The 12,074-nt window shown below is 57.8% G+C and carries 11 protein-coding genes; 1 reads left to right on the forward strand and 10 read right to left on the reverse strand.

All coding sequences use genetic code 11. From position 1 onward, the window contains the following. Positions 1–106: 106 nt before the first annotated feature. The 9 genes from purF to pdxB form a co-directional block, all read right to left on the reverse strand. Positions 107–1,624, reverse strand: coding sequence for an amidophosphoribosyltransferase (purF, locus tag A1WC_RS07545; RefSeq protein ID WP_016161594.1), 1,518 nt, complete (start codon positions 1,622–1,624; stop codon positions 107–109). 33 nt (positions 1,625–1,657) lie between these two features. Next, positions 1,658–2,146 (reverse strand): colicin V production protein, encoded by a 489-nt coding sequence (gene cvpA, locus A1WC_RS07540; RefSeq protein ID WP_002913214.1) that lies wholly within the window; start codon positions 2,144–2,146, stop codon positions 1,658–1,660. A gap of 216 nt (positions 2,147–2,362) precedes the next feature. Continuing rightward, positions 2,363–3,058 carry a cell division protein DedD gene (dedD, locus tag A1WC_RS07535; protein ID WP_008803928.1) on the reverse strand — a complete coding sequence of 232 codons (696 nt, stop codon included), beginning with the start codon at positions 3,056–3,058 and terminating at the stop codon, positions 2,363–2,365. Beyond that, positions 3,048–4,316: a bifunctional tetrahydrofolate synthase/dihydrofolate synthase gene (gene folC / locus A1WC_RS07530; RefSeq protein WP_012540972.1), complete on the reverse strand. Its 1,269-nt coding sequence runs from the start codon at positions 4,314–4,316 to the stop codon at positions 3,048–3,050. The genes dedD and folC overlap by 11 nt, the downstream gene beginning before the upstream one ends. A gap of 75 nt (positions 4,317–4,391) precedes the next feature. Next, complete coding sequence (gene accD, locus A1WC_RS07525) at positions 4,392–5,312, reverse strand: acetyl-CoA carboxylase, carboxyltransferase subunit beta (RefSeq protein ID WP_002913220.1); 921 nt, start codon at positions 5,310–5,312, stop codon at positions 4,392–4,394. 186 nt (positions 5,313–5,498) lie between these two features. After that, entirely contained in the window at positions 5,499–6,158 is a 660-nt protein-coding gene (locus tag A1WC_RS07520; RefSeq protein WP_008803926.1) for a DedA family protein, read from the reverse strand. Between the two features lie 26 nt (positions 6,159–6,184). Continuing rightward, a complete protein-coding gene (gene truA / locus A1WC_RS07515) occupies positions 6,185–6,997 on the reverse strand; it encodes a tRNA pseudouridine(38-40) synthase TruA (protein WP_008803925.1) in 813 nt (270 codons plus the stop codon). Continuing rightward, a complete protein-coding gene (locus A1WC_RS07510) occupies positions 6,997–8,010 on the reverse strand; it encodes an aspartate-semialdehyde dehydrogenase (protein ID WP_012967501.1) in 1,014 nt (337 codons plus the stop codon). Before A1WC_RS07510 ends, truA begins: the two co-directional genes overlap by 1 nt. 63 nt (positions 8,011–8,073) lie before the next feature. Next, the gene (pdxB, locus tag A1WC_RS07505) at positions 8,074–9,210 is read right to left on the reverse strand and encodes a 4-phosphoerythronate dehydrogenase PdxB (protein ID WP_016161595.1); all 1,137 of its coding nucleotides are present in this window, start codon (positions 9,208–9,210) and stop codon (positions 8,074–8,076) included. Between the two features lie 110 nt (positions 9,211–9,320). Here pdxB and flk point away from each other — a divergent pair, with 110 nt between their 5' ends. Beyond that, the gene (gene flk / locus A1WC_RS07500; protein ID WP_016161596.1) at positions 9,321–10,301 is read left to right on the forward strand and encodes a flagella biosynthesis regulator Flk; all 981 of its coding nucleotides are present in this window, start codon (positions 9,321–9,323) and stop codon (positions 10,299–10,301) included. Positions 10,302–10,359: 58 nt separating this feature from the next. Here flk and A1WC_RS07495 read toward each other — a convergent pair whose 3' ends face one another. After that, the gene (locus A1WC_RS07495) at positions 10,360–12,033 is read right to left on the reverse strand and encodes a carbohydrate porin (RefSeq protein WP_016161597.1); all 1,674 of its coding nucleotides are present in this window, start codon (positions 12,031–12,033) and stop codon (positions 10,360–10,362) included. Positions 12,034–12,074 lie beyond the last annotated feature (41 nt).

Consider the following 12,074-nt stretch of genomic DNA (forward strand, 5'->3'; position numbering starts at 1 on the left):
GACTTTGCCGGATTATAGCCTGTGGCGCAACTATTGACGCGCAGTTGATGGGCGAAAAAAAGCCCGCCGTCCTTCAGGTACGGCGGGCCCGTGACGCGCGAACGGGTTAACCCTCGTTGTGCATCTCGAGATTTTCGACTTCGTTCTGCAGCTGGACCGCTTTGGCATCATCGTTACGCAGGGAGTCAAGATAGTCGAGGTACTGCTGGTCGACATCCCGGGTCACATATACGCCGTTGAACACCGAGCATTCAAACTGCTGAATATCCGGGTTCTCCGCGCGCACCGCGTCGATCAGATCGTTGAGATCCTGGAAAATCAGGCCATCGGCACCGATGATCTGGCGGATCTCATCCACTTCGCGGCCATGGGCGATCAGTTCGTTGGCGGTCGGCATATCGATACCATACACGTTCGGGAAACGAATTTCCGGCGCAGCGGAGGCCAGATACACTTTTTTCGCCCCCGCTTCGCGCGCCATCTCAATGATCTGCTCCGAGGTGGTGCCGCGTACAATGGAATCATCGACGAGCAGCACGCTCTTATCGCGGAATTCCGCACGGTTGGCGTTGAGCTTACGGCGAACAGATTTACGACGCAGCTGCTGACCGGGCATGATAAACGTCCGGCCGACGTAGCGGTTCTTCACAAAGCCCTGACGATAAGGTTTGTCGAGAATGCGGGCGATTTCCAGAGCGATGTCGCAGGAGGTCTCCGGGATCGGGATAACGACGTCAATATCCAGATCTTCCCACTCGCGGGCAATCTTTTCGCCCAGCTTAGTCCCCATGTTGACGCGGGCGCTGTAGACGGAAATTTTGTCAATAAACGAGTCCGGACGAGCAAAATAGACGTACTCGAACAAGCATGGGTTGCTGACCGGATTATCGGCACACTGACGGGTATACAGCTGGCCTTTCTCAGTAATATAGACCGCTTCGCCCGGCGCGACATCGCGCAGGAATTCAAAACCAAGCGTATCAAGCGCCACGCTTTCCGAGGCCACCATATACTCAGTGCGACCGTCGCCAACGTCACGTTTACCCAGCACCAGCGGACGAATGCCGTTAGGGTCGCGGAAGGCCACCATGCCATGACCGATGATCATCGCGACGCACGCGTACGCGCCGCGGATCAGGCGGTTGGTCGCCGCAATCGCAGCGAAGATGTTGTCCGCTTCCAGCGGGTAGTGACGGAAGTTATCCAGCTCACTGGCGAAAATATTGAGGAGGATTTCGGAATCAGAGGTGGTATTGATATGGCGGCGTTTTTCTTCAAACAGCTTTTTACGCAGCTCGTGCGCATTGGTCAGGTTGCCGTTATGCGCCAATGTGATGCCATACGGCGAGTTAACGTAAAACGGCTGAGCCTCGGAGGCGCTGGAGCTGCCCGCCGTAGGATAACGCACGTGGCCAATACCCATATTGCCCTGCATACGCTGCATGTGGCGGGCTTCGAATACGTCGCTTACCAGCCCGTTAGCCTTACGCAACCGGAAGCAGTTGTTGGCATCAATGGTGATGATGCCAGCGGCATCCTGTCCACGGTGCTGGAGCACCGTTAGCGCATCATAAATCGACTGGTTAACCGGCATAACACCGGCGATACCGACAATACCGCACATACGTCTTTTCCTCGTTCAGCAACGACCCAAAGTCTATACTTTAGGCAAGAAACTTGACGAGCTTTGCAGGTATTCAAAAAACCATCTGATGACGGGGGTAAAATAGGGAATAAACTGCGACTGATGCCAGTCATCGCTCTTCGCCATTCCGGTAAAGGTGTCCAGGAAGAACAAGATAGCGGCGATGATCAGCACCCCACGTAGCGCGCCGAAGCAGATCCCCAATACCCTGTCGGTTCCTGACAAACCGGTCTTCTCCACCAGCTGGCCTATCACATAGTTCACGATAGCGCCAACGATGAGCGTCACGATAAACAGCGCCGCAATAGCAATCCCATTTCGAACCCGTTCATCCTCAAAGCCCGTAAACCAGACAGACAGGTCAGCGTAGTAATGGCTGGCGACATAAAACGCGCAACCCCACGTCACTAACGATAAAGCTTCGCGAACAAAGCCGCGGATCAGGCTGACCAGGCAAGAAAGACCCAGCACCGCCATAATGGCGTAATCAATCCAGACCATATACGTCCCACGATTTACGCCCTGTCGTCCAGTTCGGGGCGCATTCTAACAGAAAAAGAAAACGTTTGCGTAGGGATTTCCATGCCCTACAGAAATAAAAATGGCGCTGAAAAAACATTCAACGCCAGACTGCCTTTCGCCTCTTGAGGGCGGCTGAGACAGGGTTTGCGGGGCGTTTCTCCCCGCCACGTTCTCTCCGCATGGCGGAAAAAACAATCAGTTTGGGGTGAAGCCCATCACGACCCCGCTAAGCCCGGAGATCTGCTGTAGATCGCCCAGCTGGCCTTTCAGCTTGTCTTTTGACGCATCCGGGCCGACGAGGATGCGGGTAATTTTACCCTGTACCGGCGTCGAAGGCGACGTATAGACTTTGAACCCCGAGGCCCGCAGTTTACCCACAATCTCATTCACCTTATCGGCGTTCTTCAACGCGCCCAGCTGAACCACATAGGCTTTCCCGGTCGGCGCCGGCAGGGCCGCCTGCTGCTGCGGTGGCTGTTGCTGCTGTGGCTTAGCCGGCGGCGGCGTTGGCGTCGCGGCCTGCTGTTGCGGCTGCGGCTGTGGTTTCGGCTGCGGCTTGGGCTGCGGTTTCGCGGCCACCACCGGCTCCTGAACGTCGTCGAAGCTGTTGCTGTTCACCGGAATACGCGATGGATCTAACGATGGCGCGGCGGCATCACCCGCCCGCACCTCTTCCGCCGCTCCTTCCGGCGGTTGCGAAGGCAACGCCTGGGTCGCCGCTGGCAACATATCCGGTTCATCGCGATCGCCCGGTTTCGGCACCAGCGGGATCGCGGCAAACTCATCCTGGTAATGCTTTTTCTGCCCGTCCAGCAGCCCTGGCAGGATAATCACCCCCAGCGCCACCAGCACGATTGTCCCGACTAAACGGTTCTGAAACTTACTCGCCACCGATTCTCCCCGCGTCTATCTCTTCCATAACCTGCGCTACGGTGTGAAACGAACCACACACCAGCACGGTATCTTCCACTTTAGCGTCAGCCATGGCCGCATGCCACGCCTGCGCCACGCTGGTATAGACTGTGCCGCCACGCAAATGTTCCACCAGCTGCTCCGCCGTCGCGCCGCGCGGGCCTTCCAGCGGCGCGCAGTACCAGGCGTCGACTTCCGGGGCCAGATTGGCCAGCGTACCGGCAATGTCCTTATCATGCAGCATACCAATAACCGCCAGCACGCGTCCCGTTTTCGCTAACGTTTTGAGACGCCCGGCGAGATAGGCCGCCGCGTGCGGGTTATGCGCTACATCGAGGATCACCCGCGGGGCATCGCTGATTATCTGAAAACGGCCCGGCAGCATCGCGTCGCGGATCCCATCGCGTAGGATGGCGTCATCCACGGCAAGCCCGCTGGCGCGCAGCGCCGCCACGGCCGTCGCCGCATTCGGCAACGGCACCTGAGGCAACGGCAGGCGGCTTAACGCCCCGGCCGCGTCGCGGAAGGACCAAGTCTCGTCCTCCACCTCATAGCACCAGTCGACGCCGCGGCGCTGGAGCAGCGCGCCCTTCTCGCTGGCCACGTCGGCAATGGTGTGCGGCATATCCGGCTCACCCACCACCGCCGGTTTACCGGCGCGAAAGATACCCGCTTTTTCCCGGCCGATACTTTCGCGATCCGGCCCCAGCCAGTCGGTATGATCGAGGGCGATGCTGGTGACCACCGCGACGTCGGCATCTACGATATTGGTGGCGTCGAGACGGCCACCCAGCCCGACCTCAAGGATCACCACATCCAGCTGCGCCTGCTTAAACAGCCATAGCGCCGAGAGCGTGCCGTACTCAAAATAGGTCAACGAGATGTCACCGCGCGCGGCTTCGATTTCAGCAAACGAGGCCGTATGCGCGGCCTCCGGCAGTTCCGCTCCCTGAATGCGCACGCGTTCGGTGTAGCGCACCAGATGCGGGGAGCTGTAGACCCCCACTTTATAGCCGGCCGCCATCAGGACGGTTTCCAGCGTGCGGCAGGTGGTGCCTTTGCCATTGGTGCCCGCGACGGTAAAAACAAATGGCGCCGGTTTAACGATATCCATCTGCCCGGCGACCTCGCTGACGCGCGCCAGCCCCAGGTCGATGGTTTTACTGTGCAGATGTTCCAGATAAGAAAGCCACGTAGCCAGGGGCGACGTGGCCTGAGGAATAGGATCTTTTTCCATGATGCCCGTAAGAATTGACGGTTAACGCGTATGAATAAAAAAGGGCAGCGCCGCCAGGCCCTGCCCTCTGCTTTATCAGGCCTCAGGTTCCTGATCCGGTGCCGGCGGCACCACCACGCCTTCATGAGGCGCTTCCGAAACGGCAACCGGCGCCGGCAGGTTCATCAGCTTCGCCAGAATGCTGGCCAGCTTGAGACGCATTTCCGGGCGGCGAACGATCATATCGATCGCCCCTTTTTCAATCAGAAACTCGCTGCGCTGGAATCCCGGCGGCAGCTTCTCGCGTACGGTCTGCTCAATTACGCGAGGACCGGCAAAGCCGATCAGCGCTTTCGGCTCGGCAATGTTCAGATCGCCCAGCATCGCAAAGCTCGCCGATACGCCGCCCATGGTCGGGTCGGTCAGCACGGAGATGTACGGCAGCCCGCGCTCCTGCATTTTCGCCAGTGCGGCGGAGGTTTTCGCCATCTGCATCAGCGACATCAGCGCTTCCTGCATACGCGCGCCGCCGGAGGCGGAGAAGCAGATCAGCGGGCAGTTGTCTTCCAGCGCCTGCTCCACGGCGCGCACAAAGCGTGCGCCGACGACGGAACCCATCGAGCCCCCCATAAAGGAGAACTCAAAGGCGGCGGCAACCACCGGCATCGCGTAGAGCGTACCTTTCATTACCACCAGCGCGTCTTTCTCGCCCGTCTCTTTCTGAGCGGACGCCAGGCGGTCTTTGTATTTTTTTGAATCGCGGAACTTCAGCACATCTTTTGGCTCAAGTTCGCTACCCAGTTCTACCAGAGAACCTTCATCCAACAGGCTATGCAGGCGATTACGCGCCGACATGCGCATATGGTGATCGCACTTAGGACAAACCTCCAGGTTGCGCTCCAGCTCGGCGCGGTAGAGTACCTGACCGCAGCTATCGCACTTGGTCCATACACCCTCAGGAATGCTCGCCTTGCGGGTGGGAGTGATGTTGCTTTTAATTCGTTCAATCCAGCTCATTGATAACCTTTCTGCCTGAACCTGGTCGATGCCAGTTTTGTCGTAAGGGGCGCATAATGCCATTTTTGCCTCTTACAGACCATGAATGTTGCACATTAAATCATATCATCCCGGAACATGGGATAAAAAAGTGGTCAAACCGCTGCGCGCGACGATCATGCTCGGTCACGCGCAGCGCAGGGCGAACTACTTCGCCTGCTTTGACGCCGCCCGCTTATGGCGGATGATCTCAATCACACCCGGCAGGACGGAGAGGACAATGATCGCCACGATCAGCAGCTTCAGGTTCTCCTGCACCACCGGCAGATCGCCAAACAGATAGCCGGCGTAGGTGAACAGCAGCACCCACAGCAGCGCCCCGACCACGTTATAGGCTGCAAAATGACGATAGGACATATGCCCCATTCCCGCCACAAACGGCGCGAAGGTTCGGACTATCGGCACAAAGCGCGCCAGGATAATGGTTTTTCCGCCGTGACGTTCATAGAAGCTATGGGTTTTATCCAGATAGCTACGACGGAAAATCTTCGAGTTCGGATTACTAAACAGCTTCTCGCCGAACAGTCGGCCAATGGTGTAGTTGACCGCATCGCCGACGATGGCTGCGATGACCATCAGCAGTACCATCAGGTGAACATTGAGATCGTTCGTCGGCAGCGCCGAGAGCGCGCCCGCGACGAACAGCAAGGAATCGCCCGGCAGGAATGGCGTCACCACCAGCCCGGTTTCGCAGAACAGAATCAAAAACAGAATGGCATAAACCCAGACGCCGTACTGGGCAACCAGTTCGGCAAGGTGCACATCAATATGCAGGATGAAATCAATTAAAAAGTGAATCAAGTCCATGTTTGTCTTTACCCTTAATGACTCTATTAGTCCGCCAGAAACAGCGGGCCCATTGGCAGCACCGGTAAATCATAGTGGGCCGGGTAATCCACCGACACCAGATACAACCCTTCCGCTTTTGCCGTTGCCGCAGCGAGCGTCCTGTCTTTTGCTGCCAGCAGTTCTGCCATCCAGCTCTCTGGCTGGTTTCCGGCCCCGACTTCCATCAGGCTGCCCACAATATTCCTGACCATATGATGTACAAAGGCATTCGCTTTGATATCCACCACCACATACGCGCCGTAGCGGGTAACGTTAATATGCATCACATTCCGCCACGGGGTACGCGACTGGCACTGTACCGCGCGAAACGAGGTAAAGTCATTCTCGCCCAGCAGACACTGCGCAGCGCGCTGCATGCGCTCGGCGTCGAGCGGCTGGTGAAAATGCGTCACGCCATGACTTAGCACCGCCGGGCGCAGGCGATGATTATAGATGACGTAGCGATAACGGCGCGCCGTGGCGCTGAACCGGGCGTGAAAATCCGCCGGCACATGTTTAACCCAACGCACCGCGATGTCACCAGGTAAATTCGCATTTACCCCCAGCGTCCAGGCGGCATCTTTACGCTGCGCCCGGGTTTCGAAATGCACCACCTGGCCGGTGCCATGGACACCGGCGTCGGTGCGGCCAGCGCAAAAGACGGTAATCGGTTCGTTCGCCACCTGCGAGAGCGCCTTTTCCAGCTTCTCCTGCACACTGCGCACTTCGTTTTGCCGTTGCCAGCCGTAATATTTGCTACCGTCGTACTCGATGCCCAGCGCGATTTTAAAGATCGGCTGTTGCTCCATCTCAGACATCAGTACAGGTACTCCTCAATCAGCTTCTCGGCGATTTTCACCGCCATCAGCGCCCCGCCGAAGCGCACGTTATCCGCGACGGACCAGAACTGAATCTGCTCCGGCATGCCGTAATCGTTATGCACGCAGCCGATGGAGAGACGAGCGTTGCCGGAGGCATCGCCAACCTGGGTCGGGAATTCTCCCTCTTCAGAAAGTTCGATATCCTCGCCGCGGGTAAAGGCGTCACGCGCCTCTTCCGCCGCCAGCGGACGCATCGCTTCAAAGTTCACCATCTGCGCATGGCCGTAGAAGACCGGCGACTGGACCACGTTGGCGGAGATCATCAGCCCGTCATCCTGAAGAATTTTGCGCGCTTCATCGACGATACGGCGCTCTTCGCGCACGCTACCTTCCCGATCCGGCAGCAGCGGCAGCATGTTGAACGCCAGCTGGCGGCCAAAGAAATCGTCTTCATCGATGGGGATGCCGTTCAGCAGCTTGGCGCTCTGCCCTGCCAGCGCATCCACCGCTTTTTTCCCCTGCCCCGAGGCGGAGAGCAGGTTGGTGACACTGATCCGCGACAGCCCGCCCTGGTCGATAAGCGGCTTGAGCGCCGTCAGCAGCTGGCTGGTCAGGCTATTGGGCACTGCAATCAGATTGCGGTTGCGGTAATCGCCTAACACGAACGGATTCACGTCCGGCACCACCAGCGGTACGTCTGGCTCCAGCGCAAACAGGCCGCTGAGATCGATAACCAGACACCCGGCGTTGGTGGCGTCTTCAATATACGCCGCGCTGGCTTCGACGCCGGCGGCGAAGAAAGCCAACTGGGCCTGGGTCCAGTCAAACTCGGCAGCGTCTTTGACGATCACTGACTTGCCACCAAAACGCAGATGTTCGCCCGCGCTTTCATTGCGCGCCAGAGCAAAAATCTCCCCCACCGGGAACTGGCGTTCAGCAAGAGTTTCGAGCAGGGCTTCGCCTACGGCGCCCGTTGCGCCCAGTACGGCAATATTCCAGCCTTCAGACATGGTGGTTTACTCCAGAAATAAAGCGGCCCTGCCGGAGTATCCGGCAGGGGCATTAAGAAGACATTAACGAACAGGATGATGCACAGCGTTAAAACCGAGCTGGCGCAATAGCGTCGCCGCCTGCGCATCGCTGCACTGTACGTACAGCGAAGACCATTCGCGGCGTTCCTGATAGTTTTTACGCAGCTTGTCAAATTCACCGGCGACGCCGGCCACCTTCCGCAGCGGCGCATCATCGCGGCGCACATCATACACCAAGTGGACCAGCCTTTTCAGCGTCGGCTGATCGAGCTGCCCATGCAGGGTGATGCGGCCAAATTCCGGCGCTGGCAACAGGGTATCCAGCGCCACCTGCTGCGGATGGCCGATAAAGGCGCTGTAGGCTTCAAAAACCTGCGTCGTCCCGCGCGCTTTCCCTTCGAGGGTGTAGCCGGCGATATGCGCGGTACCGATATCCACTCGCTTAAGAAGCTCAACGTTAAGATCCGGCTCCGGCTCCCAGACGTCCAGCACTACGCTCAGCGGCTGTCCAGCTTCCAGCCGTTTCAGCAGCGCAGCGTTATCTACCACCGGTCCGCGGCAGGCGTTGATCAAAATCGTTCCTGGCTTCAGACGGCTAATCAGCGACTCATCCGCCAGATGCAGGGTTTTATATGGCCCTTCTTTATACAGTGGGGTATGGAAGGTGAGAATATCAGCTTCCTGAACCAGCGCATCGAGGGAGCGGAAATCGCCTTCGTCTCCGCGATCGGCGCGCGGCGGATCGCAGAGCAGCGTTTTGATCCCCAGCGCTTCCAGCCGTTTTTGCAGTCGTCCACCGACGTTGCCGACGCCAACGATCCCGACGGTACGATCGCGCAGCGCGAAACCATCGCGTTCGGCCAACATCAGTAGCGATGAAAAGACATACTCCACCACCGCAATGGCGTTGCAGCCGGGCGCCGCGGAGAAACCAATCCCTGCCTGCTGCAGCCACGCCTGATCGACGTGATCGGTGCCAGCGGTAGCGGTGCCGACGAACTTAACGGCCTTACCGGAGAGCAATGCTTCATTGACCCGGGTGACCGAGCGTACCATTAAGGCATCCGCATCGGTCAGGGCCTCAGCCGGGACCGGACGCCCCGGAACCGCTTGCACATCGCCTAAACGGCTAAAAAGCTCACGGGCATAGGGCATATTTTCATCAACGAGGATTTTCACAGTTCAGTACCTGTCTGAGAACGAGAGTTAACCGGGGAAGTGTGCCATAATCTGGCCGCCAGGCATACTCATCACCTGGTTCCAGCACTGCGATATCGAAAGGATGAATCATGACGCACCCCCTTGCAGATATGCCAGACCGCCCTCCGGGGCGAGGTCCATCAGGCACTGCCGCCACCGGCGAACCTTCGCTTTCCATGCAGCAACGCACCGTCCTGGAGCGACTGATCACGCGCCTGGTGGCGCTGACCTCGCAGCAGAATGCGGAAGTGTGGGCCTGCGTCAAGCATGATCTCGGACTGAAAGGCGACACGCCGCTGCTGGCCTGCCATTTCAGCGCCGCGGAGGCCAGTCTCAACCAGCGCTTAGCCGCCGCTCAGGATAATCATCATCATCGCCAGACGCTGGCGCAGCTCAGCGATCTGCTGGGTCAGGGCAATAACCGTCAGGCGGTCAGCGATTATATTCGTCAACATTATGGGCAAACGGCGCTGCATGCGCTAAGCCAGCCGCAGCTGGAGAACATTCTGCACCTGCTGCAGCGCGGCCAGCTGTCGATCCCGCAGCCGCAGCAGCGCCCGCCGACCCTGCGCCCGCTGTTGCCGGCCGAGCACAACACGCTCAATCAGCTGGTGACTAAGCTGGCGGCCGCCACCGGCGAGCCGAGCAAGCTGATTTGGCAATCCATGCTGGAACTTTGCGGCGTCAAATCCGGAGAGCTTATCCCGGCGACGCACTTCACGCCGCTTTCATACTGGCTGCAGGCGCGGCAAACGCTGAGTGCGCAAAGCGCGCCCACGCTCACCTCGCTGCAGGGTGCGCTCAAGCAGCCGCTGGAGGCCGCAGAATGGCAAAAGATTGTCGACTTTGCCCGTCGCAGCTGGCAGGTCACCCCGCAGACGACGCTGAGCCCAGCGCAGATCCTGGCACTGTTGAACAAGGTGTTTGTGCTGCGGGTAGCCCGCGCCCAGGAGACGCTGGCCATCCCGCAGGAAGAGCCCGCGCCGACGCGAGCATGGGCCGCTAAGCCGTGGCAGCTGGCGCTGGGCGGTGTGCTGATCCTGCTCCTCCTGCTTTGGCTCCTGCTGTAGCCCACACCGTAGGAAAGCGCGCCCGCCTCATGCGGGCGCCCGTTAAGTGATTTGCCGGTTACCACCACACCTCGGCCTGAACGCCAACCATAAACTCATCTTTGCTGTCGTCGTTGAACGCAAACTGCGACAACTGGTTATCGAGAATATTGATATACGTACCATAAAAGCGAATTTCAGGACGTGACCCCAGCAGGCTCGGCCCAACCTTCAGCGCATGGTACAGCGTCGTTTTATACGCTGACTCCTGCAGATCGTCGCCCTGACGGGTGTTGTTTTTCTGGGTAAACCACCCCAGCTCGACCCCGGTCTGGTTCCAGGTGTCCCATATCCACGCCGGGCGGATCACCGCGCGCAGGCTGTCGAAATCGCTGTGCGCTCCGCTTTCATAGCTATACACATCATTGCCATGGGCCCACACCAGCGAATTGGCCATGATAATGCGATCGGCGAGATACATTTCCCCCTGCGAGATCAGACGCCAGGCCACGCCGTTGGTATGATCGCCATAGTAATAGCGGCCGCTGGCCATGGAGTTACTGGCGCCGGAGAAGTTGGCGAAACTGCTGGCGTACGAGTTGTTCGCCACCTGCAGCGTAAATTCGTTAAAGCCCTTGCGCTCCAGCTCCTGACGAATAATGGCGGTGGCCATCCAGGTATCTTTGAACCGGAAGTAGCTGTTGTTATCCTCGTTTCTCTCCTGCTCGTCATTTTTATTCGCGAACGCATATTTGCCCATTAGCGACAGAGACCCCGACTGCCACAGGGGAATATTGCGATAGCGCAGGTCGACTGAGTTGGTGTTCATCTGGGTGGTTTGCGTAAAATCACGAGAATATACGTCGACGTCGTTCCGGCTGACGGACGCATCCAGCTGGCCACCCCCCAGCGCCCAGTTCTGGATCCCGACCCCGGCCGCAACGTCGGTGGTCAGTGACTTCCAGTCCAGCATCTGAATTTCATACTCGGGCAGTTTATGTTTGCCGACCCAGAAATCCGCCTCTGGCGCGAACGGCAGGAAGCCTTTGGTGGTCAGGTAAATATCACTAAACTGCAAAATGCTGTCGGTATCCTGGCCAGCAAACCAGGCGTCGTTATACTGCTCGCCGACGTTACCGTCGTACGTCACAACGGCATTCGCCGTTTTGCCATCCTGGTTATAGACCCGCTGATTCAACGTTAAGTCGAACCAGCCACTCATTTCATTACCGAAACGACCCAGCGAGCCGGGGGCGTAGGTCTGCGACGATCCGTGATTTGATGTTCCCCAGCCGGAACGGAAGTACCCCTGGTAGCTAAAGCCAATATCATCTTTAACAAATTTACTGATGTCCTTCAGGGTGACGCTTTCCAGTTTCGGCTTCTGGCCTTCGGTATCAATAACCGCCACCTGCTGAGTGGCTTTCACCTGCACCGGGGCCGCTTTTTTACTCAGTTCATTATTTTCATTGGCTATATTTTCCGCCACCGGCGACGTTGCTGTTGGATAACCCGTCGTGACATGACGTTTTTCATTCTCCTTAATACTTTTTTGTAATTCGGCCACCTTACCTTTATAGGTCGATAATTGTGATTGCGTTTTTTGTAGCTCTTTTTTATTCGCCGAAAGTTCAGACTCCAGTAATTCCAGACGCTGTTCGATGGTTAATTTAGCCGCCATCACATCACTTGTCGAAATAGCCAGCAGTACCGATAAAGACAATAAGCTCACCTTCAATTGACTTGAATACATAGGGTACCTTTACATATTGTTATAATTGGCCTTCAGCCAGA

It is taken from the genome of Klebsiella sp. KTE92 (assembly GCF_000398905.1).
GTDB lineage: Bacteria > Pseudomonadota > Gammaproteobacteria > Enterobacterales > Enterobacteriaceae > Klebsiella > Klebsiella variicola.